General features: G+C 68.5%; 22 protein-coding genes. 11 read left to right on the forward strand and 11 right to left on the reverse strand.

Annotation, left to right across the window (positions count from 1 at the left end; all coding sequences use genetic code 11):
• The first annotated feature begins 71 nt into the window (after positions 1 to 71).
• The 3 genes from E8A74_RS22095 to E8A74_RS22105 all read left to right on the forward strand — a co-directional run bounded on the left by E8A74_RS22095 (position 72) and on the right by E8A74_RS22105 (position 2,457).
• A complete protein-coding gene (locus E8A74_RS22095) occupies positions 72 to 353 on the forward strand; it encodes a hypothetical protein (RefSeq protein WP_136931040.1) in 282 nt (93 codons plus the stop codon).
• A gap of 27 nt (positions 354 to 380) precedes the next feature.
• On the forward strand, positions 381 to 1,286 hold the full coding sequence (locus E8A74_RS22100) for a hypothetical protein (protein WP_170229285.1): 906 nt from the start codon (positions 381 to 383) through the stop codon (positions 1,284 to 1,286).
• Between the two features lie 67 nt (positions 1,287 to 1,353).
• Positions 1,354 to 2,457 carry a sterol desaturase family protein gene (locus tag E8A74_RS22105; RefSeq protein ID WP_136931042.1) on the forward strand — a complete coding sequence of 368 codons (1,104 nt, stop codon included), beginning with the start codon at positions 1,354 to 1,356 and terminating at the stop codon, positions 2,455 to 2,457.
• A gap of 105 nt (positions 2,458 to 2,562) precedes the next feature.
• Here E8A74_RS22105 and E8A74_RS22110 read toward each other — a convergent pair whose 3' ends face one another.
• Complete coding sequence (locus E8A74_RS22110) at positions 2,563 to 2,904, reverse strand: hypothetical protein (RefSeq protein ID WP_136931043.1); 342 nt, start codon at positions 2,902 to 2,904, stop codon at positions 2,563 to 2,565.
• Between the two features lie 251 nt (positions 2,905 to 3,155).
• Here E8A74_RS22110 and E8A74_RS22115 point away from each other — a divergent pair, with 251 nt between their 5' ends.
• The 3 genes from E8A74_RS22115 (at position 3,156) to E8A74_RS22125 (ending at position 8,008) form a co-directional block, all read left to right on the forward strand.
• Entirely contained in the window at positions 3,156 to 4,901 is a 1,746-nt protein-coding gene (locus E8A74_RS22115; protein WP_136931044.1) for a serine/threonine protein kinase, read from the forward strand.
• A gap of 313 nt (positions 4,902 to 5,214) precedes the next feature.
• On the forward strand, positions 5,215 to 7,683 hold the full coding sequence (locus E8A74_RS22120) for a sodium-translocating pyrophosphatase (protein ID WP_136931045.1): 2,469 nt from the start codon (positions 5,215 to 5,217) through the stop codon (positions 7,681 to 7,683).
• Between the two features lie 118 nt (positions 7,684 to 7,801).
• On the forward strand, positions 7,802 to 8,008 hold the full coding sequence (locus E8A74_RS22125; RefSeq protein ID WP_136931046.1) for a hypothetical protein: 207 nt from the start codon (positions 7,802 to 7,804) through the stop codon (positions 8,006 to 8,008).
• A 111-nt stretch (positions 8,009 to 8,119) separates the two neighbouring features.
• Here the strand turns inward: E8A74_RS22125 and E8A74_RS22130 are convergent, their stop codons facing one another.
• Together E8A74_RS22130 and E8A74_RS22135 are read right to left on the reverse strand one after the other, a co-directional pair.
• Complete coding sequence (locus E8A74_RS22130) at positions 8,120 to 8,887, reverse strand: AgmX/PglI C-terminal domain-containing protein (RefSeq protein WP_136931047.1); 768 nt, start codon at positions 8,885 to 8,887, stop codon at positions 8,120 to 8,122.
• A gap of 57 nt (positions 8,888 to 8,944) precedes the next feature.
• Positions 8,945 to 10,765, reverse strand: coding sequence for an AMP-dependent synthetase/ligase (locus E8A74_RS22135; protein ID WP_136931048.1), 1,821 nt, complete (start codon positions 10,763 to 10,765; stop codon positions 8,945 to 8,947).
• 215 nt (positions 10,766 to 10,980) lie between these two features.
• Here E8A74_RS22135 and miaB point away from each other — a divergent pair, with 215 nt between their 5' ends.
• The 3 genes from miaB to E8A74_RS22150 all read left to right on the forward strand — a co-directional run bounded on the left by miaB (position 10,981) and on the right by E8A74_RS22150 (position 14,584).
• Positions 10,981 to 12,495 carry a tRNA (N6-isopentenyl adenosine(37)-C2)-methylthiotransferase MiaB gene (gene miaB, locus E8A74_RS22140; protein WP_136931049.1) on the forward strand — a complete coding sequence of 505 codons (1,515 nt, stop codon included), beginning with the start codon at positions 10,981 to 10,983 and terminating at the stop codon, positions 12,493 to 12,495.
• Between the two features lie 4 nt (positions 12,496 to 12,499).
• Positions 12,500 to 13,024, forward strand: coding sequence for a gamma carbonic anhydrase family protein (locus E8A74_RS22145; RefSeq protein ID WP_136931050.1), 525 nt, complete (start codon positions 12,500 to 12,502; stop codon positions 13,022 to 13,024).
• Between the two features lie 117 nt (positions 13,025 to 13,141).
• Entirely contained in the window at positions 13,142 to 14,584 is a 1,443-nt protein-coding gene (locus E8A74_RS22150; RefSeq protein WP_170229286.1) for a VanW family protein, read from the forward strand.
• On the opposite strand, the gene E8A74_RS22155 is transcribed toward E8A74_RS22150, so the two are convergent.
• Positions 14,529 to 15,335, reverse strand: a complete 807-nt coding sequence (locus tag E8A74_RS22155; protein ID WP_232379696.1) for a formylglycine-generating enzyme family protein — start codon at positions 15,333 to 15,335, stop codon at positions 14,529 to 14,531. The genes E8A74_RS22150 and E8A74_RS22155 overlap by 56 nt on opposite strands.
• Before the next feature lie 134 nt (positions 15,336 to 15,469).
• Here E8A74_RS22155 and E8A74_RS22160 point away from each other — a divergent pair, with 134 nt between their 5' ends.
• Positions 15,470 to 16,117 carry a hypothetical protein gene (locus E8A74_RS22160; protein ID WP_136931052.1) on the forward strand — a complete coding sequence of 216 codons (648 nt, stop codon included), beginning with the start codon at positions 15,470 to 15,472 and terminating at the stop codon, positions 16,115 to 16,117.
• Here E8A74_RS22160 and E8A74_RS22165 read toward each other — a convergent pair whose 3' ends face one another.
• From E8A74_RS22165 to E8A74_RS22200, 7 genes are all read right to left on the reverse strand, one after another.
• Positions 16,118 to 17,107: a hypothetical protein gene (locus E8A74_RS22165; RefSeq protein ID WP_170229287.1), complete on the reverse strand. Its 990-nt coding sequence runs from the start codon at positions 17,105 to 17,107 to the stop codon at positions 16,118 to 16,120.
• A 6-nt stretch (positions 17,108 to 17,113) separates the two neighbouring features.
• Positions 17,114 to 17,392, reverse strand: coding sequence for a PqqD family protein (locus E8A74_RS22170; RefSeq protein ID WP_170229288.1), 279 nt, complete (start codon positions 17,390 to 17,392; stop codon positions 17,114 to 17,116).
• The gene (locus E8A74_RS22175) at positions 17,389 to 17,814 is read right to left on the reverse strand and encodes a lasso peptide biosynthesis B2 protein (protein ID WP_136931055.1); all 426 of its coding nucleotides are present in this window, start codon (positions 17,812 to 17,814) and stop codon (positions 17,389 to 17,391) included. Before E8A74_RS22175 ends, E8A74_RS22170 begins: the two co-directional genes overlap by 4 nt.
• A gap of 20 nt (positions 17,815 to 17,834) precedes the next feature.
• Entirely contained in the window at positions 17,835 to 18,890 is a 1,056-nt protein-coding gene (locus tag E8A74_RS22180) for a radical SAM protein (protein ID WP_136931056.1), read from the reverse strand.
• Between the two features lie 43 nt (positions 18,891 to 18,933).
• Positions 18,934 to 19,113, reverse strand: a complete 180-nt coding sequence (locus tag E8A74_RS22185; RefSeq protein ID WP_136931057.1) for a hypothetical protein — start codon at positions 19,111 to 19,113, stop codon at positions 18,934 to 18,936.
• Between the two features lie 141 nt (positions 19,114 to 19,254).
• The gene (locus E8A74_RS22190) at positions 19,255 to 20,109 is read right to left on the reverse strand and encodes a class I SAM-dependent methyltransferase (protein ID WP_136931058.1); all 855 of its coding nucleotides are present in this window, start codon (positions 20,107 to 20,109) and stop codon (positions 19,255 to 19,257) included.
• A 473-nt stretch (positions 20,110 to 20,582) separates the two neighbouring features.
• On the reverse strand, positions 20,583 to 21,215 hold the full coding sequence (locus tag E8A74_RS22200) for a glutathione S-transferase family protein (protein ID WP_136931059.1): 633 nt from the start codon (positions 21,213 to 21,215) through the stop codon (positions 20,583 to 20,585).
• Between the two features lie 390 nt (positions 21,216 to 21,605).
• Here E8A74_RS22200 and E8A74_RS22205 point away from each other — a divergent pair, with 390 nt between their 5' ends.
• A complete protein-coding gene (locus E8A74_RS22205) occupies positions 21,606 to 23,036 on the forward strand; it encodes a WD40 repeat domain-containing protein (protein WP_136931060.1) in 1,431 nt (476 codons plus the stop codon).
• Positions 23,037 to 23,506 lie beyond the last annotated feature (470 nt).

The following is a 23,506-nucleotide window of genomic DNA, read 5'->3' on the forward strand; positions in this document are numbered from 1 at the left end:
GCTACCGGCTGGTGTAGGTCCACCCTGGGCCGGGTGGGTTTCGCACCCACTGGACGACGATTCAGAATTTCATGAACCTCGCATGTTCAATCCTTCCTGACCAGTCTTTCCTGGTCGCACGGCAAGCGCACCATATCTACGAGACGGCAAGGATGATCGAGGCCGGCCTCGATGCCCTGGATGGACCGGCGGTGATCCTGTCGAAGGAGGCGCACACGGTGATGACGAACAAGCTGCGCGACGCTACGACGGGCATCGGTCGCGACCAGCTACCGAGGCTCTGGAACGCATACAAGAAAGTCTATGCTGATTGTCCCCATTGGCTCAAGGCGATCAAGCATTACTTCGATTGACGGGTTGGGTGAACCGGACATCGAGCGATGAAAACCAAGGTAAAAATATCTTTCCATGGCCACCATGTCCCTGGGGGAGAGCAGGCTATCCTCGCTCCGGCGGGCTGCGGGACGGATGTCGTCACCGTGCACGATTACAAGGCTCTACGGCAGGTTCTCGTCGACGTCACCATGGCCGTTGACGACCCTCGTCTGCCTCTCCTCCTCCAGCTCCTCCTCGCCTACAAGGTCGAATGGTTCGAGGATCGCTGGGACGAGTACACGGACGACGACTTCGAGTCCGCGCATTTGATCCTGGTGACCGATACCTTCGAAATCTGCGTCCTCGGAGGCCCGCGGTTCGGCACGGAGTACGACCTGTCGAATGCGTGCCCCGCGTGCGGGGCGGGGATGCGGCAGACCTCGGCGTACGTGCTCGATGGTGCCGACGCCGAGAGCATGGGAAAGCTCGGAACGTTTCGCGCCGTGGATAGCTACAGCGACATTTTGGTCGACCATCGGCTGGCAGAGACCCTCGAAGGCGCAGGCCTCTCGGGGCTCTCCTTCCAGAGCGTGTACGCCCGGCAGGAAGACATGCGTCAGATCAAGCTGCCCTGGCGGCAGATGTGGGCATCCCACACGCTGCCCCCCATGTCCCGGCAGTCGACGGGGGTCTCCTGGGACCGCGTGTGCAAGTCTTGCGGGCACAGCAAGGTGGAGATGACGCACCCTGGGCCTCTGCGGGTCGCCTACCGCATCCAGGATCTCATCGGGGCAAAGGACGTGAACCGGATGTGGGAGCACTTCGGTCTTGCGCGGTGGAACGGCGACCTGAAGACAGCCGTACTCTCGCAACCCAAATTTCTCGTCACCCCCAAGGTCTGGCGCATCTTCCGCGATGCAGGCGTAACCGGCTTCCAATGGCTCCCCATCCGCGTCGTCGAGGAGGAATGACGAGACAGCCCGGACGCCCCGCCTCTCCCGTGACGCCGCCCTCCCACCCCGCTACCATCTCCCCGCCGTGAACGTCGTCACCCTCTCGATCCCAGCCTTCTTCCTCCTCATGGGCCTCGAATGGACCGTGGGGCGCTTCAAGAAGCGGCGTGTCTACCGCGGCCCGGACGTGCTCGCGGATCTACTCCTCGGCTCGGCGCAGACGCTTTTTGGGGTCGTCGCGGCGGGCGCGCTCCTCGGCGGGTACCTCTTGCTTTACGAGCGGCGCTTCTTCGACGTCTCGCCGAGCTCGGCGCTCGCATGGGTCGGTCTGCTCGTCGGCCTCGACTTTCTTTATTACTGGTTTCACCGCGCCTCGCACCGCATGAACCTCGCCTGGGCCGCGCACGCCCCGCACCACCAGAGCGAGGATTTCAATTTCGCCGTCGCCCTCCGCCAGGGGCCCGTCCAGCCGCTCGTCTCGCGCTTCTTTTACCTCCCGCTCGCCCTCTTCGGATTCCCGCCCGCCATGTTCGCGACGGCCCTCGGAATCAACACCGTCTACCAGTTCTGGATCCACACCGAGCTCGTCGGCAAACTCGGCCCGCTCGAATGGGTGCTGAATACGCCCTCCCACCACCGCGTGCATCACGGTTGCAATGGGCGGTATCTCGATCGCAACCACGCCGGCATGCTGATCATCTGGGATCGGCTCTTCGGGACGTTCGAGCCCGAGGCGGAGAAGCCGGTCTACGGGACCGTCAAGCCCGTCGCCTCGTGGAACCCGCTCGTCTGCGCGTGGGCGCCCTTCGGCGACATCGTGGAGACCGCCGCGCGCGCCCCACGCTTCCTCGACAAACTCAAGGTCTGGTTCATGCCCCCCGAGTGGCGGCCGCAGGGGTTGGAGCCGGCCGCGCTCGACATCACGCCGGATCGGCCGAAGTACGACGCGCGCCCGACGCGCGGCGCGGGGATCTACGCGGCCGTGATGCTCGTCCTCACGCTCGCCGTCACGGTGTACTTCCTCGTGAAGGGCGCGTCCGCGCCGCTCGGCACGCAGCTCGTGTTCTCGGCCTGGTTCGTGGCGGCGCTCGGCGGGCTCGGGGGCGTGCTCGAAGGGCGCGCGTGGGCGAAGCCGCTCGAAGCCGCGCGTCTCGTCGCCACGCCCTTCGTGCTCTGGATGCTCGTCTGACGATCCCGCACCGAGCGTTTGCCGAGGAACCAACGGCCTGGCGCGCCGAACCCGCGCGCCGCTCGCGCGTCGTGTTCGTGCTCCGTTCGTCCCGCGAGGTGTTGGTCAGCCGACGCGGACTTTGGCGTCGCCGCGATGCCGGCCGGTGCGGGAGCGGATCTCGATCCTGTACACGCCGAGGGCCGACACGACGAACTCGATCGGCGGAGGGCTTTGCGGCGCGCCGGTCGGCGGATCACGCACGAGGGAGTCGACGATGTTCGTGCCTGACGGCGCGAAGACCTTGAGGGAGTAGGGCGGGTCCGCCGTCTCGCCGGGGACGAAGACGAGCGAGAGCCGTTCCCCCTGCGGGATCTTCTCGAAAAACGGCACGGTGCCGCGGTTCGAGGAGCGGGCCGGGTGGCAGTAGATCTCGATGTCGCCTGAGCTCTCGATCGGTCCTGACATTGTTGGCGGTGTCGCCCTCCGCGGCGGCTGTGAGGCCAGGGGCGAGGAGAGGACGCTAGCAGCCTTGGGGCTGCGCCATCAAGCCCCGTCGACGTGGCGCGCGCTCCCCTGGTAGTATCCGCGATGATGCCGAAAGGCCTCGCCTCCGCGAGCGCAAGACACCACGTCGGGCGCATCCGCGGCAGATCGAGCGGGCGGCGCGTGGATCGTCACGCGAGCCAGCCCCGTACCCGAGGAGAACACGAAGGAACATGGATCAGCGCGCTCTCCAGCGATCATCGTTAGGCCCGAAGACCGCGAGCGCCGACCCGATGATCGGCAAGGTCGTCGCAGGTCGTTACCGCCTCGAGACCCGGATCGGCGAAGGCGGTATGGGCGTGGTCTACCGCGCCCGCCACGTGCTCATCGATCGGGTCGTCGCGCTCAAGCTCATCCGGCCCGATCTCCGCGGCGAAACGCACCTCCGCGCATGGATGCTCCGCGAGGCTCGCGCCGCGAACCGGGTGGATCACGCCCACATCATCGACATCCACGACATCGGCGAGACCGAGGAAGGCGAGCTCTATCTCGTGATGGAGTACCTCGTCGGCACGCCGCTCAGCGCCGAGCTCGCGCGCGGGCCCATGCCGATCGCGCGCGGCGTCGACATCCTCGAGCAGATGTGCGCCGCCCTCGCCCGCGCCCACGACCTCGGCGTCGTGCACCGCGATCTGAAGAGCGACAACATCCTCCTCACGCAGCGCGGCGGTCGAAAGGACTTCGTCAAGATCCTCGACTTCGGTCTCGCCGCCATCGCGCGCGACCCGCGCCTCGCGCCGAAGGGCGCGGTCTTCGGGACCCCGGAGTACATGTCGCCCGAGCAGGCCCGCGGCGAGGAGGCCACGCCGCACGCGGACCTCTACGCGCTCGGCGTGCTCTTCTACGAGATGCTGACGGGGCAACTTCCTTTCCGTGCAAACGATCGCGAGACGTTGCTCGAGATGCAGCGGACGGCGATCCCCCGTCGCCCGCGCACGGTGCGCCCCGACGCGCACCCGCAAGGCGAGACGATCGCGATGCGGCTGCTCGAAAAGGACATCCGCAAGCGCTACCGCGACGCCCACCATCTCCAGGAAGAGCTGAAGGCCCTGCAGCGCAGCCTGCCGAGCACGCCCTGGGAGATGGAGACGGGCGAGGCCCTGCCCGCGCCGCCGCCGCCGCCGCCGCCGCAGTCGGCCGGCGTGACGGAGTGGGCGAACCGGACGGCGCTCTTCGCCCGCATGGCGGCGCGCGCGTACCCGGCGGGCAACGCGCCGCCCGACATCCAGACCGCGCTCGCGCAGCTCTGGGAGCTCGCGGCGAAGGCGAACCGGCTGGAGGGCGAGGTCGCGAGCCACACGCGCAAGCTCGACGCCCTCGAGCGGCGCGGGCGCGCGCTCCGCGCAGAGATCGGCCGCAAGGTCGAGGAGCTCGCGCACGAGGAGTCGCGCGTGATGCGCGAGGCCGGGGCCGACGGCGAGGACGTGGACAAGGTGCGCGGCGAGCTCGCGCAAGCCGAGAAGCTCGCGACGGAGGCGAAGCTGCTCGCCGACGGAGCCGCGCGGCAAGGCGCGTTCGATCGGACGGTGTTCGAACGCGCGGGCGCGACGGGCGCGACGGTGCAGGCGAAGCGCGAGCAGCTCGCGCGCTACGAGGCGAAGAAGAACACGCGCGAGACGACGGCGCGGGATCTGCGGCGCCAGATCGACGAGCTCCGCGGGCAACTGACGCGGTACGCAGAGGCGCTCGAAGAGGATCTCGGGCAGGGGCGCGAGAAGGTCGCGCAGCGGACGCGCGAGGGCCTCAGCTTCGAGAAGTCGTTCAGCGACGCGTCGAACCTCCTGCTCGCCCACCTGCGCAACAAGCCCGAATGCCGGGATCTCGTGGCAGAGCTGCTCACGGCGAACAAGGACGCGAACCCGGCGTCGAGCGAGAGCGGTGAGCCCAAAGCCACGCTCGACAAACGCCCGGGGAATTGATCTCCCGGGTCCCGCCAGGGGGCCGGCCGGGGCCGGCCCCACCTCCAACAAAAGATGGATGACGGCGAAGGCGTGCTGTGGTAGTCAGCGCGCGCCTCGGCGGGGAAAACCGTCGAGGGCGAGGCTGTGCTGAAGCGTCGGCGTCAGGGCTAGCGGGTCGATTTCGACGGAGCCTGCGCCGCGGGGGCGAACCCCGTCGGTGCCCGCTCATCCGCGTCTCACGCAGGCGGCCAACCCCTCGGAACCTGGGAGATCGCCGCGGCGGCGGAAGCCGGACGTCGGCAGTCTCCTCGTTTGAAGGAGGCACACCGTCATGAACGTAGAGGGTTCTTCGCGCCCGAGCGGGGCGCGAGCGTGGCCCGCGCGCGCCTTGGCCGTCGTCGGCGCGCTGTTTGCTATCGCCCTGGCTCGTCCCGCGCACGCGGACGAGGCTTCGCTGAAGCTCCCCGATCTGGGCTCTGTTTCCTTCGCCGGAAACATGGACGGACGCACCCTGCTCCTCGCGGGCATGGGCGTCTGCGCGCTCGGGTTGATCTTCGGAATGACGATCTACTTGCAGCTCAAGAAGATGGCCGTGCATCGCTCGATGCTCGAGATCTCGGAGCTGATCTACGCGACCTGCAAGACGTACCTGATCACGCAGATCAAGTTCATCATCCTGCTCGAGGTCCTCATCGGGGCCGTCATCGCCGTCTACTACGGCTATTTCAAGCACTTCGACGTCGGTCGTGTCGCGCTCATCCTGTTCTGCAGCCTCGTCGGCATCGCAGGCAGCACGGGCGTCGCCTGGTTCGGCATCCGCATCAACACGTTCGCAAACAGCCGCACGGCGTTCGCGTCCCTCCGCGGCAAGCCCTTCCCGACCTACGCGATCCCGCTCAAGGCAGGCATGAGCATCGGCACGGTGCTGATCAGCGTCGAGCTGCTCGTCATGCTGATCATCCTGCTCTTCGTGCCCGGCGAGTACGCGGGTCCGTGCTTCATCGGCTTCGCGATCGGCGAGTCGCTCGGCGCCTCGGCGCTGCGCATCGCCGGCGGCATCTTCACGAAGATCGCCGACATCGGCTCCGATCTCATGAAGATCGTCTTCAACATCAAGGAAGACGACGCGCGTAACCCCGGCGTCATCGCCGACTGCACCGGCGACAACGCAGGCGACTCGGTCGGCCCGAGCGCCGACGGCTTCGAGACCTACGGCGTCACCGGCGTCGCGCTCATCTCGTTCATCCTGCTCGCGGTCGCGGACGTCAAGACGCAGGTCCAGCTCCTCGTCTGGATCTTCGTGATGCGCATCATGATGGTCGTGGCGAGCGTCTTCAGCTACCTCGTCAACGAGGCGATCGCGAAGGCCCGCTTCGGCACCGTCGACAAGATGAACTTCGAGGCGCCGCTCACCTGGCTCGTGTGGCTCACCTCGTTCGTGTCGCTCGGCCTCACGTTCGTCGTGTCGTACCTGCTCATCCCGAACCTCGGCGACGGGACGCTCTGGTGGAAGCTCTCGCTGATCATTAGCTGCGGCACGCTCGCCGGCGCGATCATCCCCGAGGCGGTCAAGATCTTCACCTCGACCGAGAGCAGCCACGTGCGCGAGGTCGTGACCTCATCGCGCGAGGGCGGGCCTTCGCTGAACGTCCTCTCCGGCATGGTGGCCGGTAACTTCAGCGCCTACTGGCTCGGCATGGTCATCGCGGGCCTCATGGGCGCTGCGTACCTGGTCGCGCTCCAGGGCCTCGCGACGATCTTCACGTCGACGATGGCGGCGCCGGTCTTCGCCTTCGGCCTTGTGGCCTTCGGCTTCCTCGGCATGGGCCCGGTGACCATCGCGGTCGACTCCTACGGCCCGGTGACCGACAACGCGCAGAGCGTCTTCGAGCTCAGCGTGATCGAGTCGCTCCCCGGCATCAAGGAGGAGATCAAGAAGGAACACGGCTTCGACGTCGACTTCGAGAAGGCCAAGCACTACCTCGAGGAGAACGACGGCGCGGGCAACACGTTCAAGGCGACGGCGAAGCCGGTGCTCATCGGCACCGCGGTCGTCGGCGCCACGACCCTGATCTTCTCGATCATCCTGGAGCTGCAGGCGGAGTTCGGCGTGGTGCAAGCGATCGAGCGCCTCTCGCTCATCAACGCGCCCTTCCTCCTCGGCCTCATCGTCGGCGGCGCGGTGATCTACTGGTTCAGCGGCGCCTCCTGCCAGGCCGTCGTGACCGGCGCCTACCGCGCCGTCGAGTTCATCAAGGCGAACATCAAGCTCGAAGGCGCCGAGAAGGCGAGCATCGAGGACAGCAAGAAGGTCGTCGAGATCTGCACGCAGTACGCGCAGCGCGGGATGATCAACATCTTCCTCGCGGTCTTCCTCGGCACGCTCGCCTTCGCGTTCCTCGATCCGTTCTTCTTCATCGGCTACCTGATCTCGATCGCGCTCTTCGGTCTGTATCAAGCGCTCTTCATGGCAAACGCCGGCGGCGCCTGGGACAACGCGAAGAAGCTCGTCGAGGTCGAGCTGAAGGAGAAGGGCACCCCGCTCCACGCAGCGACGGTCGTCGGCGACACCGTCGGTGATCCCTTCAAGGACACCTCGTCGGTCGCCATGAACCCCATCATCAAGTTCACCACGCTCTTCGGCCTCCTCGCCGTCGAGCTCGCGATCAAGATCCCGCACCAGACGAGCATCGTGCTCGCGGGCATCTTCTTCGTCGCGTCGACGATCTTCGTGTGGCGTTCGTTCTACGGCATGCGGATCAAGACGGACGTGAAGGCAGCGGCGCCCGCGGCGCACTGATCACGTCCCACACAGCGGACCCACGATAAGGTCCCGGTCGAGCGCCCTCGCTCCCCACAGAGCGAGGGCGTTCGCTTTTTCGAAGCGAGCGTTACGCCTTCGAACTATAAATCAGGCCATGCGTGCCCTCTGTCCGTCGTGCGGTTTCCACCACGAGGTCGTCCGCGTACTCGAAGACGGGCACGGAGAAAGCCGCAAAGACGTCTACCAAGTCGCCCCGCTGGCCGAGTGCGAGCGCACATGGATCAGCGACCAAGAGCTGCTCGAAGCACGCGCCCGCTTCGGCACCGAAGCCATCGTGCAGGACGACGAGTACGACGTGTAGCCGGCTGCCGGGGTTTCACCCCGGGCCCCACCAGGGGCTGTCCGCCCCTGGACCCGGACCAGGCACGGCCTGGACCGAGGCTGCATCGACCGCGATGCGGTCGATGCAAGGTCAGAAGACGACGGGGACGAGGACTTTGACCTGTTGCGCAGGCGCAGGGAAGCGGAACGTGCCCACGACCTGCGCAACGCAGCTCGCGAGCTCGCGCTGCCAGAAGGTCGACTCGGGGACCCACACCTCGTCCACGCGGCCCGCGCCGTCGATCGTGAACGACAAGGTCATGCGGCCCCGGACGCGGTTGCCACGCTTGGCTTCGAGCAAGTAGCAGTCCTGCACGTCCTCGCGGTGATCCGCGAGGATGCGCTGCACGACGTCGTCCGTGAGCGGCCCCGAGATCGTGGCAGCCTCGATGCGAGCCTTCACGCGCTCCCCCGGGCGACTCGAACCGTAGCCGTAGCCATGCCCGACGGTGCCGATCGAGCCAAGGCCAAGGACCCCCTCGCCCGTCCCACCGCCGCCGATGCCGATCCCACTCAGGCCGATGCCGCCGGTGCCAAAGACCTTGCTCGGGCCGCCGAGGACGCCGCCACCGGCGACGCCACCAAAGACCCCGCCTTCCACGCCGCCGATGAGCTCCCCCGGGCCTCCTTGAAGCACGCCGACCATCCCGTACTCGGCGGCCTCTTCGAGCGCCTTCCTGCGCGCGTCATTCGGATCGTTCGTGGCGGTCGTGCCGGGTTTGTCCGCCGCCTTGGCCTTGACCCCGTCGCCGACCATCACGACGGGCTCGGGCCCCGCGGAGCGCGCGGCGCCGCTCGCGCAGCCCCCCACGAGCCACGCCGCCGTCGCGAGTGCCGCCACGCGAGCCTGATTGTGCATGAAGCGAGGGTAGGAGCGGAGGCGTGAGGCGTCAACGAACGACGCCCCGAGGAGGCTTCACGCAGCGGTCGACGCGTCCTCGCCCCGGGACTTGCCCTCGGCGTAGAGCGCCTCGATCTGCTGGCCATAGCGCTGCCACACGACGCGGCGCTTCACCTTGAGCGAAGGCGTGAGCAAGCCGTTCTGCGTGGTGAAGTCCTCGCTCGTGAGCGTGACCTTCTGGATCTTCTCGAAGCCCTTCCACTCAGCCGAGTACGTCTGGATCTCGTCCATCACGAGCTGCTTGACGCGCGCGTTCTCGCACATCGCCGCGTCGCTCTCGAACGAGAGGCCCTGCCCTTGCGCCCACGCCTTCACGGCCTCGACGTCGATCGCCACGAGCGCGACGTTGTAGAGGCGGTTGTCGCCGTAGACCATCGCGTTGAGGATGTAGGCCGAGAGCTTGAGCTGCTCCTCGAGCGGAGCCGGCGAGACGTACTTGCCGTTCTCGAGCTTGTACTGCTCCTTGATGCGGCCCGTGATGTAGAGGTAGCCCTCGTCGTCGAGGTAGCCGAGGTCGCCCGTGCGGAAGCCGCGATCCTCGGTGAAGACCGCTTTGTTCTCCTCGTCGCGGTTGTGGTAGCCCTGCATGATGTTCGGGCCGTGAATCACGATCTCGCCGTGCTTCGGGTCGCCCGAGGCTTCCTTGTCGATGACGATCTTCACGTGCGGGATCGCCTTGCCGACGCTGCCGATGCGTTGCGCGCCGGGCCGATTCGCCGTCGCGATCGGGCTCGTCTCCGTGAGGCCGTAGCCCTCGTAGACCGTGATGCCGAGCGCGTCGATGAACTCGGCGACCTCGCGCGAGAGGGCCGCGCCGCCGCTGAACGCGTACTTCATGCGGCCGCCGAACTTGGCGCGGATCTTCGAGAAGACGAGCTTGTCGGCGAGCGCGAGCTTGATCTTCTCGCCAAGCGAGAGCGAGCCCTCGCCCTCCTTGCGCTTCTTCGTGGCCGCGCGGATGCCAGCCTTGAAGAGCGCCTGGATGGGCTTCGGCTTGCCGGCCATCTGCTTGTTCACGCCGTCGTAGATGCGGTTGAAGATGCGCGGGACGCTGCAAAGCATCGTCGGGTGCACCTCCGCGAGGTTCGCGATGATCTTGTCGACGCCCTCGGCGAGGGCCATCGCGCCGCCGAGCGAGAGCAGCGCGTGGAGCTCACACGTGTGCCCGAACGAGTGCGCCCAGGGCAGGAACGAGAGGCTCCGGTCGTCGGTGACGAGCGGCAGGATCTCGTGCACGGCGTTGATGTTCGAGGCGACGTTGCCGTGCGAGAGGATCACGCCCTTCGGGTTGCCCGTCGTGCCCGAGGTGTAGATGAGGCACGCCGTGTCGGCGGGCGTGGGCTTGATGGCCGGGACCGGGCTCTTCGCGCCGGCTTCGAGCAGCGCCGCGTAAGACGAGGGCTCGCTCTTCGGCCGGGTGAGGCCGATGATGTGCTTGAGCGAGGGCGCCTTCTCCGGGATCTCCTGAGCCGTCTGGTAGATCTCCTCGGTCGCCACGATGAGCGCGACGGCCTCGCAGTCGTTCACGATGAAAACCCACTCCTTCGGGAGCTGCGCCTCGTACATCGGCACGAGCGCCGCCCCGAGCCCGTAACACGCGTAGGCCGCGACGGCCCACTCGATGCGGTTGTTCGAGATGATCGCGACGTTGTCGCCGCGCTTCACCCCGAGCGACGCGAGCCCCGCGCGGAAGTCGTCGACAAGCTTGCCGACCTCGCCGTAGGTGGTCCACACCCACGTGCCGTCCTTCTTCACGCCGAACAGATCCTTGTTCTTGAACTGTTTGACGGAGCGCTCGAACAGGTCCACGAGTGTCTCGAATTTCGCCGACGACATGTCCACTCCTTAGCTCGGTCCCTTGAACCCGTCTTGTCGTGCACGTCCGCCGTGCCTGCAAGGGGCCACGCGCGGTCGGACGTCGGAAGAGCGCCTTTTCCCCGCGCTGGCCGCCATCATCGCGGCTCCTTTCGCCCACTGCAACAGCCTCGGCGTGAAGAAGCGCGTCCGCGCGCTGGCCGCCCCTCCGCCGTTTTGTTACATGAGCGGCGCCCATGCCTCGTTACGCCATCACGACGTTCGGATGCCAGATGAACGTCCACGACTCCGAGCGGATGCACGAGGTCCTCCGTCGCGCCGGTTATACGGAATCGGAAGACCCGAAGGCCGCGGACGTGGTCGTGCTGAACACCTGCAGCGTCCGGGAAAAGGCCGAGCAGAAGCTCCTCAGCGAGGTCGGCCGTCTCGCGAAGTGGAAGCAGACGCACCCCGAGATGGTCCTCGTGGTGGCCGGGTGCGTGGCCCAGCAGGAGGGCGAGCGGCTGCTCACGCGCAGCCAAGGCATCGATCTCGTCCTCGGCCCCGACAACATCCCCGAGCTGCCGCGCCTGCTCGACGACATCGGCCTCGGCGCGCCTCCGCTCGTGCGGACGGTCTTCGACCTCGAAGCCCCGCGTTTCCTGACCGCGCTCTCCGACGAGGGGGACGTCGCTCGAAACCCCACGGTCGACGCGCGTGCGCCCACGGCGTTCGTGACCACGATGAAGGGCTGCAACGAGCGTTGCTCCTTCTGCATCGTCCCGTACACGCGGGGGCCGGAGCGGTACCGGCCGAGCGCGGAGATCATCGCGGAAATCGCGGGGCTCGTCGCGGCGGGCGTCCGCGAGGTGACGTTGCTCGGGCAAACGGTGAACAGCTACCGGGACCCGAGCAGCGAGCTTTCGCGCGCGCCCGGCGCCTCGCCCGATGACCCGGACGAGAGCGAGTTCGCCGCGCTCCTGCGGCGCATCGCAGCCGAGGTCCCCGGGCTCGTGCGGCTCCGGTACACGAGCCCGCACCCGCGGCACCTCACGCCCTCGCTGATCGAGGCGCACACGGATCTCCCGGTCCTCGCCCGCCACGTGCACATGCCCGTGCAGTCGGGCGCCGATCGCATCCTGAAGCGCATGATCCGGCGCTACACGCGGGCCGAGTACGTCGCGCGGGTGGGCTCGCTCGTGGCGCGGCTGCCCGATCTCTCGCTCTCGACCGACATCATCGTCGGGTTCCCGGGCGAGACCGAGGAGGACTTCGCCGCCACGCTCTCGCTCGTGCGGGAGGTGGGCTTCCGGGGACTGTTTGGGTTCAAATATTCGCAGCGTCCGTACACGCCGGCCCGCAAGCTCGCGGACGACGTGCCCGAGGCCGAAAAGAGCGAGCGCCTCGCGCGGCTCTTCGAGGTGAGCGAGGAGCTGCTCGGCGCGCATTTGCAGCGGCTCGCAGGCAGTCGCCAGCGTGTGCTCGTGGAGGGCGCGGGCAAGGAGGGCACGAACGCCTGGACGGGTCGCACGGAGCGCAACGAGATCGTGCACGTCGCTGGGGCCGAGCGGCTCGATCTGCGCGGGTCGATCGTCGAGGTCGTGATCACGCGCGCGAACAAGCACTCGCTCCAGGCCGAGCTCTCGGACGAGGCGCGCGCGGCGGCCAAGCCGCTCCCCGCGGCCCCGCCCGCGGCGCCGGTGGAGGCGCCGAAGCCACGCGCGGCCGGCGAGCGGCGCTCGCTCCCGATCGTGGCCGCCGGGGGAGGGTAGGCGCTTGGCGCTCGTCCTTCCTTACGGAGACCATGCCCCGCGGCTCGGCCGGGACGTCTTCCTCGCGCCGAACGCGACGCTCGTCGGCGACGTCGAGCTCGGCGACGAGGCAAGCGTGTGGTTCGGCGCCGTCTTGCGCGGCGACATCGGCCCGATCCGCATCGGCCCTCGCACGAACGTGCAGGATCTCGCCTGCCTGCACCTCACGGACGGCGTCTCGAAGACGACGATCGGCGCGGACGTCACGATCGGCCACGGGGCGATCCTGCACGGCTGCACGGTCGAGGACGGTTGCCTCATCGGCATGGGCAGCATCGTGCTCGACAACGCGGTGATCGGCGCGGGCTCGGTCATCGCGGCCGGCGCGCTCGTGCCGCCGCGGATGGTGATCCCGCCGCGATCCATGGTGAAAGGCAGCCCCGCGAAGGTCGTCCGCGAGGTGACCGACGAGGAGGCGCAGCTCGGCCTCGCCGGCGCGGTTCATTACGTGGTGAACGCGCAGAGGTACCGCGGGATCTGCGGCGGCTGAGCGAAGCGAATCGGCGGCGCGGGCGTTCTTGGTCACGCCATGCGTGATCTTCCTCCATCGCCGATCGAGAAACTTCCAAAGACGGAAAGGTCTCCGCTACGATCGCAGCGGTCTTCCGTGCAAAAGTCCACTCTCCTCCTCGTCCTGGGCATCGGCACCTCGGTCGCCGCAGGGCTCGGGCTCGGCGCCTATCGGTACGGGCCACGTTCGCCGGTCGTCGAAGGCTTGTTCCTCGGCGAGCAACGCGTGCCCGACGAAGGCTCGCCCGCCTCGTGGCTTGCCCGCCGTCAGCTCGACGCGCTCGGCTGGGAGGCGCGGTTCCATCACGACGGCGAGATCGTGGAGACCACGCTCGGCGCGGTCGGCGTCGAGATCGACGTGCAAGCCTCGCTCGATCGTGCCGGCGAGGTCGGGCATGTGGGCTCGCTCCTGCGTCGCATGCGGGAGGCGCGCCTCGCGCGGAGCAGCCAGGTCTTCGTGCCGCTCGCCTTCTGGATCGACGAGGCGAAGGCGCGTCGTTTCCTCGAGTCGATCGCGCCGCGCTTCTCCGTCGCGCCTGTCGACGCGGTGCTCGACCTCGAGAACAAGCGCAAGATCGAGGACGTCCCTGGCCGTGAGCTCGACATCGACGCCTCGCTCGCGGAGATGCGCGCGACGAGCTTCGAGGACGGCGTCGTGATCCGCCTCGTCACGAAGCGCGTGCCGGCGAAGGTGACCGCGCTCGATCTCGCGCAGGTCGACGTGACGAAGGTCGTCGCCGCGTTCGAGACCTCGTTCTCGCTCTTCGGCTCGGGCGCGGGGCGCGCGGTCAACATCCGCAACGCCGCGCGCAAGATCGACGGCGTCGTCTTGCCGCCGGGCGCCGGGTTTTCCTTCAACGACCGCGTCGGGGCGCGCACGCGGGAGAACGGTTTTACGCTCGCGCCCGAGATCCAGGGCGACGAGCTCACGGACGGCATCGGCGGCGGCACCTGCCAGCTCTCCTCGACGTTGCACGGCGCGGCCGTCTACGGCGCGCTGGAAGTCCTGCATCGGCAGGGGCATTCGCGCGCGTCGAGCTACACGAAGCTCGGCCTCGACGCGACCGTGAGTTTTCCCGTTGTCGACCTCAAGCTCAAGAACCCCTATCCGTTCCCGGTCATGATCCACGCCCATTTCCCGCAGCCGAACAAGGTGCGCGTGGAGATCCTCGGCGGCGAGCCGGTCGCGAAGGTCGAGTACGGCTACGGGGTCGGGCAGTCGTATGATTTCGTCCGTCGGATCACGGTGAAATCGCACCTGCCGCCCGGGAAACGCATTCATCGGCAGAAGGGCGTGCGCGGGTACGACGTCACCTCGACGCTCCGCATTTCGTATGTCGACGGCCGCGTCGAGGAGCGGCGCTGGTTCAGCGGTTATCGCCCTTCGCCCGAGGTCTACTGGGTCGCGCCCGGGTACGACGAGGCGAACCTGCCGCCGCTGCCCGAGCATGCGAAGGGCATCGAGGGCCGGCTCGCGGACGCCTCTACGGCGACGGCGTCGTTTCCGGTGTCGACGCCTGCGCAGGCTCCGGCGCCGTGACGGGCTCCTCGGGGTCCTTGCAGCAGCGGAAGCCAATCTCGTAATAACGAAACATCGGCCCGTGCGAGTCGTTCGTCCCGCGGCAATGGGCCCAGGGTTTGGCCCAGAATCCCCCCTTGAGCGACGAGCGGTAGCGCCACTCCTTGCGTGACGTCCGCACCCACTCCTCCACGTTGCCCACGAGGTCCTTCACGCCGAAGCTCGACGCGCAGCGCGGCCGGGATCCGCTCGCCTCGCCCTGGTAGAGGCGCCACGTCTCGATCTCGCGCACGCGCCGCTCGTCGGCGTTCAGCTTCCCCTCGTCGTACGGGATGAAATCCTTCGAGGCGTTGCAGGCGTTCGGGTCGAAGGTGTGGCCGTAGGGCCAGGGCGTCGTCTCCGGGCCCTCGCACGCGAGCTCCCACTCGAATTCGGTGCAGAGGCGCTTGCCCACCGAGGCGCATTTCTTCTCCGCCTCGACGAACCGCATCATCACCTCGGGCCGCTTGCCCTCGCGGTTCGGCCACTCGTGCTCGTCCATGCACACGTGCACCGGCGTGGCCACGGGCTCCTGCGCCAGCATGCCCGGGAGGAACGAATAACAGTGCCCGAGGCGCCACGTCGTGCAGAGCCGCTGCACGTGCTCGTAGTGCGTGCCCGAGACGAGCCGCGTGCCCGAAGGACAGACGTCGGCCGGGGGTGTGACCTGAACGGCGGCAGGCGTGGCCTGCGGCGCGGCGAAGAGCTGGGCGAGGAGCGTCGGAAGGAGCACCGAGGCGGGGCATCCTAGCGCAGAAAACGCGCCCTCGGGCGGCGCAACGCTGCGACGCGACGAACCCCCTCGACGAGAGCGTGCCCGCCGTCCACGTTCTCGCCCGTCCCATCTGTCCAGGCTACGATGCCGCGATGCAACGGACGATGCTTGGCTTCCTGGGGATCATGACGCTCGCGGTTGCGGGGGTCGGTGCTTGCGGCGGCAAGGTGGTGATCGACGCGGACGGCACGGGCGGCGCGGGCGGCGCCGGCGCGGGAGGAAGCGGGAGCGCCGGGACGAACACGACGACGAGCTCGAGCGGGACGGGGGGCGGCGGCCTGCAGAGCCTCTGCGAGGCGGCGTGCGCGAGCATGAGCAAGATCCCGGGGTGCGCGGAAGAGGACTGCGTCGACGATTGCGTGCAGGAGTTCGAGGACGAGGCCGGCCCGTGCTTGAACGAGGTCACCGCCTTGCTCGAGTGCGTCATCGAGAACGCGGGCTTGAACGGCGAGTGCTTCAGCTCGACCTGCTTTCCGTTCGTCGAGGCGCTCGATGCGTGCAAAGCCCCGAGCACCGGCTGCTCCAGCGTGCTTTGCTCCCAGGGCTCGGACGGGTCGTGCGACTGCTCGGGCCAGTGCAACGGGGCCTCGGTGACCACGCAGTGTTTCTCCCAGCCGGGCAGCACGCAGGTCTGCGTTTGCTCCATCAACGGGCAGGACGTCGGCAAGTGCGAGGCCAGCCTCGGCATCTTCGCCTGCAGCGTCGACCAGGGCTGCTGCGCGCAGTTCTTCCTCCCGTAATTAGAAGTCGAGGCTGTCGATCCCGGCCGCGAGGATCGAGGGGTCGTCGAGCAGATCCCGGCCCATGCGCAGCTCGTAGTGGCGCGCGCCGTTCGTGAGGCGGGTCAGCAGGGCGAGGTGCTCGGCCTTTCCGGGCACGTCGTCGATCACGAGGCCGCCGCTCGACGCGATCAGGTGGCCGAGGCCCTCGGCCTTCGCGATGGGGGCGAGCTGGGTCGGCTGATCCGGCTCGACATGCGGGTAAAGCACGAGGGTCGGCGCGAGGCAGGTGGACCGGGCTTGGCCCGGGAAGGCGCGCTTCGGGTCGACGTCGCGTCTGTCGCCGTGGCTCTTCGGGGGGCCTGCAAAGGGCGCGAGGCGCGGGAAGGCCGAGAGCGTGGCCGGGCCGACGTGAAAGGGGCGCGGGAAGGCGCAGAGGCGCGGCCGTCCGACGGGGGTCTCTTCGAGGAGGAGCGCGTCGTCGCCGAGGAGGTCGTAGCCGGCGGACGCGAGCGTGATCGTGGTGGTCGTCTTGCCCGCGCCCGTGCCGCCGACGACGAGGATGGCCTCGCCGTGCGTGCGATGAACGAGGGCCGCGGCGTGGAGGTGATAAAGGCCGTGCGCGCGGAGGGCGAGCGAGAGCGCGATCTCGAGCGCGCCGCGGGCCGAGCCGGGGACGACCTCTTCGCCGGCGAGGAAGGCCTCGATGTGCGAGGTTCCCTCGGGGACGAGGATGCGGCTCTTCCGATCCCAGAGCAGGAAGGCCCGAGGCAAGCCCACGGGCTCGCGGTAGGCCTGCACGATGCCGTGGAAAAACGACGGACGATACCCCTCGACGAACGGATCCGTGTCGAGCGGAGCGACGCCGTGGCGGAGGGCGATCTCGATGCGGCCGCGGCTGCCGTCCGTCTGGCCGATGCCTTCGTCGAGGCCGAGCTCGCGCACGAGATCGGGCGCGCCGTCCTCGGTCGTCCAGGCGAGCGTCACGCCGTGCAGCGCCGCGGTTTGCATCACGCCTCAGGGCGGTAGCACGAGGCCGTCTTCGAGCATCTCGCGCAGCACGCTGTCGACGTCGCGCGCGGCGGTCTCGCGGTCGACGCGGAAGAGCGCGGTGATCCGCTCGGCGATCGCGCCTGGATCGGCGATCGACTCGGCGAGGGATTTCCACACGATCACGGCGGCCGCGTTCAGCGTGAAATAGAACTTCGTGTCGAGGTGGAGCAGGACGCCCGTGCCGTCGTCGAGCTCGGTGAAGAGCACCTGGGGGTTTGGCCTGGGAAGGTGCGGCTCGGTCACGCGGCGGGCTCCTTGAGGGATGAGGCGTAACAAGGGTAGGCGTACGTCACGACGAGGTCGGGGTCGAGCTCTTCGCCGTACGGCGCGCCGTCGAGCTCCACCCACGCGTGCCCCTCGATCTCGCCGGGCCGCGAGAGGCCCATGACGAACCGCGCGGCATGCCCGGCACGTCGGAGCAGCGAGAAACGCGCGAGCGAGCGGTAGAGGCAGGTGTCGGGGACGAACGGCAAGTGATGGGTGATCACGTCCGCGTGCGCGAGCGCCTCGTCGATCACGTCGAGCGGCGCGGGCTCGATCGTGCCCCGCGCGAGCGCGTCGAGCAGCGCGGGCAGGCTCGACTGCGCGACCCGCAAGGGCAGCGAGAGGCGCAGGCCGACAGCGGTCGCGGAGAGGCGGAGGTGCTTGGGCCAGGCTGAAGGCATCCCGCGTTCCCCCGCGCCGCCTAGCGCACGACGGGCAGGGTGACCTTCTTCGCCCACGCGCCGCGCCACCGCTCCCGCTGCGCCGACGGGCCGCCTGCGCCTTCGTCGGTCCAGTGGGGCTTGTCGAAGTGCTTCATGCACCAGTTGCAGGGGAAGTGGTCCCACGTGTCGAGCGAGCCCCGGGCCATGGCGGCGAGCCGCGCGGTTTGGGTCTCGTGGATGATGCCGAGCAGGCGGCCGTGGGCCTCGCGCAGGCTCGTCGTGGCGAGGTCGGCGGCGACGTCGCGCGGCGGGCCCTCGCTCGGGACGCCCGCGTGCTGGCAGCAGAGGTTCAGGCGGCCCTCGACGTCGACGTGGAGCGACTCGCTCTTCATGGCCTCGCAGACGTGGAAGGTCTGCTCGCGGTAGAACCCCTCGGGCATCGTCACGGGCATGGTGAGCGCGGCGGAGAGGCGCTCGATGCGGTGCTGCGCGTCCTGCCAGGCGCGGGGCGGCAGGTACAGCGCCTCGTCGTGGTGCGTGCCGGTCGCCTGGAGCATGGAGAGCGACGCGCGCGCCGCGCCGAGCTGCGCGGCCATGAGGCCAAACGCCTCGATCTGATGCACGTTGCGCGCGTGGAGGACCATCTGGAGCGCGAACGGGAGGCCGTGCGCGGTGCAGAGGGTCACGGCCTTCATGACATCACGAAAGCTCCCCTTGCCGCGGATGCCGTCGTGCGTGATCTCGTCGGCGCCGTCGAGGCTCAGGTTGACGGCGGTGAGGCGCTCGCGCCGCGCGGGGCCGTCGCGCAGGAGCCCGAGGAGCTGCTCGAAACGCCTGCCGTTCGTGACGATGTGCCACGTGAGATCGTGCTCCACGATCGCGTCGAGCACGCCTTCGAGCTCGGGGTGGAGCGTGGGCTCGCCGCCGGTGAGCGCGACTTGGCGGGTGCGGTAGAGCCGCTTGGCCTCGGCGAGGACCTTGCGGATCGTGGCGAGCGAGAGATCCTTCGGTTTCTGGCCGGGATCACGCAGGCAATGCTGGCAGTCGAGCTGGCAGCGATCCGTGAGGTGGAAGGCGATCCAGGTGACGGCCATGGCGGTGGGGGCTCCGGGGCGGGCGCGCGGGGAGGGTGGCCGCTCAGCCCATGACGGTCATGCCCGTGGCGGGACCCATCGGCGTGAAGAGCGTCGCGCGGGCCACGGAGCGCTTCTTCGTGAGGCGCGGCGGCTCGTAGGGCTTGCGCGGATCCTCGACCGGCTCCCTCGCGTCGCCCTCCGAGCCTTCGAGCGTTGCGTTCCGGTCGTCGATGTCGGCCATGCGCGTCGTTCTCCTTCTGCCGCGCCGCGGAGGCGAGCGCCTCGAGGACACTCCGCGCAGCGTATCACCGGGGCGCAGAGGTCACAACGAGGGGCAGCCGTGGGTTCGTTGCGCACGCGCGGCGTGGCATTCATGCCTCACTCAGGCCGCGCGCGGGAAGGGGACGAGGAGCGCGTGCGGATAGGGTCCCTCCTCGAAGAGCGCGACCTCGTAGCCGGACTCGAAGGCGACGCGCGGGATCTCGTCGGGCGAGAGGTACGAGAAGAATCCACCATCCGCGTAGAACTGATCGCCGGGCTCACTGCGGCCCGGCGCGCCCATCGCGGTGAAGGCGCGGCGAAGCGCGTCGCGCAGGCGTCCCTTGGTCTCGGTCTTCGCTTCGCTGTCATGGCGGAGCTGGAAGCTCGTGAGCACGACGGCGCGCGGCGCGAGCGTGCGGACGGCGCGAAGGAGGCCGAGCCGCGCAGCGCCGGGCAAGACGTGCGAGAGGCTGCCCCAGCCGAGGATCACGGCGTCGAAGGAGAGAGGATCGCCGAGCGAGGCGAGGGGCCCGCCGCGGCCCTGGGCAGCGGCGACGAGGTCGTCGTAGGAGCCGAGGAGGATGTCGGCGGGGCGGTCCTTGGCGAGCGCGCGAGCGCTCTCGACGAAGGCCTCGCAGGGGTCGAAGGCGGTGACCGTGTAGCCACGTTCGAGCAGCGCGACGACTTCGCGACCGGCGCCGGCCGCGCCGACGAGGACACGGCCCGCGCGGGGGAAGGCGGGGGCGTCGAGGGCGCGTTTTTCCCAGGTGAAGAGGCCGCTTTCGAAGCGGTGGCCGCCGGGGAGGTAGGTCTTCTGGCGCGCGTAGAGCGCGGCGGTGAGGGCGGCGCGATCCGCTTCGGGGATCCAGGCGAGGAGGAGCTCGTCGCGCAGGCCTTCGCGTGCGGTGGCGATGCGGTGCGCGAGGCGGTCGGCCGCGAGGAGGGCGCGGACCCAGGGGGGGATCCTGTACGTCACGGGCGGGCATCGTAGCGGGTGGAAGCGGGAGCGGGAGGGGGAGCGGGAGCGGGAGCGGGAGCGGGAGGGGGAGCGGGAGCGGGGGCGGGGGCGGGAGCGGGGGCGGGAGCGGCAAGCGGGATCTTTTGTGTACCGCTGTTGAGGAGGGGGATAGGTCCAGTGCCGGATAGGCCATGGGCCTTGCGAGGTGTGGCGGGCCGTCAGGGATGATCGATGAAGAGCTCGGCAATCGGCGCGCCTTTCGTTTGGCACGGCGTGCGCGATGGCGCCGCGCGTGGGTTCTTCCAACGCGCTTTCCGCATTGTACGGCGCCCTGTCATGCTGTAGCTGGGGATACAGCCGCGGCGGCGGCGCCGCGGTGACGGTGTTCGGGCGTGAGGGCAAATGGGCGGGTTGTTCACCCTATGCGCTCGGGGAGGTAGAGCGAGTCGAAGCCGCGCGCTTCTACGGCGCGCGCCAGCCTTCAGGGCGCTCTAAGCCCCAGGCATCTTGAGGCCGCGCTCGGCCATTACGGATTTGTTGCGCGCCTCGCTCTTCGCGTACGCCGGGCGGGCTTTGACCCGCTCGGCATATCCGGTGAAGCTCGGGCGCGGCTCGAGCATCTTGAAGTCGAGCATGTACGCGATGGTGCCGCCGAAGATGACGTCGGCCATCGAGAATTCCTTGCCGAGGACGAAGTCACGGCCAGAGATGGCCGATTCCATCGTCGCAATCATGTCGTCGTAGTTGCCCCAACCGGCGGAGCCGGCGCGGAACTCCCAGTTGCCGGCCTTGGCCATCGAGCCGGGCTCGATGACCGAGGGGGCGAAGAGCGACCAGCGAAAATAAGTGCCGCGCGCCGCGTCGTCGAGCTTCGGCGCGAGGCGGCCCGGGGCATAACGATCCGCGAGATAGAGGCCGATCGCCGCGGATTCGGTGACGACGGTGTCGCCGTCGACGAGCAAGGGCAGCTTGCCCATCGGATTGAGCTTCGTGACGTCCTCCTTCTTCTGGCCGCCGGCCATGATGTCGACGAACTTGAGCTCGTACTCGACGCCGACTTCCTCGAGCATCCACACAGTGTTGGCGGCGCGCGAAAACGGGTGGTGGTAAAGAACGATGGCCATGGTGGTGTCTCTTTCTCCGTTCGTTTCCGCCGGTCGGTCGGCGGCGCGGCGGAGGCTACCAGAGGCCGGTCCCGTTGGGCGCGGCGCCAGGTGCGGCAGATTTGAATTCCTCTGCCCGCCGCGTTCATGGCGCCCGTCTCGGCGCGTGGCGACCTCGACCGCTACCCGGCGATGATCACCGGCTCGAGCCGCGGCCACACGAACGAGAGCGCGCAGGCGCCGCGTCGGCGCCTCCAAAGCTCGTCCAGCGGGCCGAGCACGCGGGCCTGCGCCGCAGGCTGTGGAGTGAGGGCGGCCCCCTGGATGGGATGAGGCAGCCCAAGCGGCGCCGGATCCGCCGTTTGGGGTTGACGCGCGGGACGGGGACGTACCCAATCCCGAGCGATTTCGATGAAGAGCCACCTTCACAGGCCGGGCACGAAGCTCACCGGCCATTCCACGAGTATCCTCGCCGCGGACTTCAACGCAGACGGGTCCCGGCTCGTCTCGACGGCATGGAAGGACCGCACCGTTCGCGTATGGGACGTCGAAGCCGCGCGGACCGTATCGACGCTCGAGATCGCGAAAGACGTCAACAAAGCACGCCTCTTCCCGACCGGGGACCGGCTGGCTGCCACGTTCGACGACCAGGTCGTTCGCATCTACGAGCTCGAAAGCGGCAAGGAGCTCTCGCGCGCGCGCCAGAGGCTCCATCCCCGGGCGCTTTGCGTGTCTCCGGGCGGCGGGGTGTACTGGGCGGGCTGGGGCAGCGACGACACCGTCGTCTGGTCGTGGCTCCCCGACGAAGCCCCGAAGCCGCTCCTTCGGGAGATTCAATCCTTCGAGCCCGAATGCAGCTTATCGCTCGCCCGGGACGGCGAGGAGCTGTGGTGCTTCTTCGAGTGGGATCTCGTGGGATTCGACACGCGGACGGGCGCGGAGATCGCGCGGTTTCACGGCGACAGGGACGTGGCCCTCGGGGAAGGCTTCGTGCTCTCTCCCGAGCGATGCGCCGTGGCCGTGAAAGCAATGCTCAACCGTGATGACGATCCGGTCCGGCCGCGCATCTACAAGTGGAACCTCGATTCCGACATGCATGAATGGGGCACGGAGATCTTGGGACATCCCTATGGCGACAAACCGCTGCTGACGATGGCCCGGAGCCAGCGCTGGGTCGCGAGCGTCGGCAAGGGGGGCGTGATGTTTCATTCGCTTCGCAGCGGACGAGCGCTCGGGCTGCTGCCCTTCGAGGCGCCCGAGGCGACGCTTTCTTGCCTGAGCGTGTCACCGGACGATGACCTCCTCGCGGTAGGGGCTTCGAATGGCGACCTGGTCGTTTATGCCCTCGGCGATTCCTTGGTCGAACCGAGCGTGGCGACGCCGCAGATCGCCACGCGCTCTCGCCAAGGAAGCCAGCTCCTCTTGCGATTGCAGAAACGACCAGGGCTCTGGTTACGGGTGCACCAGGACGGCTCTCTCGAGCAGGCCGAAGGTGATGCCCGCGCCGATTCGAACATCACGACGCTGGCCATCCGGGCGGACCATGGGAAAAATGTGTCCGTTTATCCTCCCCGCCTTCGATGGGACCTTTGCAGGCGCCTCTGGCAGCACGACCTCACGAAGCCGTCGCCCTTTCGCACGTCTCATCCCGTGCAGGTCTTCCTCAAAGCCGATCTGGTCGTCGAGGGTTACCTCGGCGTCGGAAATGACCCGGGAGCGGGGCAAACCCTTCTCGGCGTCGACCATGATCCCGACGGCGTGGGAGAGAGGGTCGCCGGGGAGCTCAGCGCCCGGACGATCCTCGCCGGCATCGACGAGCTGCTGGCATTGCTACCGGATTGAGACGCGAGGGGCCTCCCGCGCGAGCCGACGCTTTCGATGCTCATCTCTCTCCTTGTCGAGGATGACAAAGCCGTGTCCCGCATCAGGAATCCCCCCGTCAGGCACGACGACCCACGCGTGCTTGTACACGGGGAGAAGACGGGCGCGTGCGCCGCCCGCGCGGCGGCTGTGCTGTCATCGGAGTCCGCGATCATTGCGAGGCGTCGGGCATCGGCATCGTGCGCGACCACCGCAGCGTCGATGTCGCCTGCCGCCGCCGCCGTGACCTCCCCTTGCACGAGCACGGCCTGAAGGGTCCCGCGTGGGTTGGCGCCGGGGATGCCCCAAAGGGCGGCCACGGGGTCCGAAGTGGCACCAACGCGCGCCAACGGGGCCGATCCGGCGTCAGCAGGACGCGGAGCCAGCGGGGTATGCCGGGGTAGGGGTGACGGAAGCGGAAGCGGGAGCGGGAGCGGGAGCGGGAGCGGAAG

It is taken from the genome of Polyangium fumosum (assembly GCF_005144585.1).
GTDB lineage: Bacteria > Myxococcota_A > Polyangia > Polyangiales > Polyangiaceae > Polyangium > Polyangium fumosum.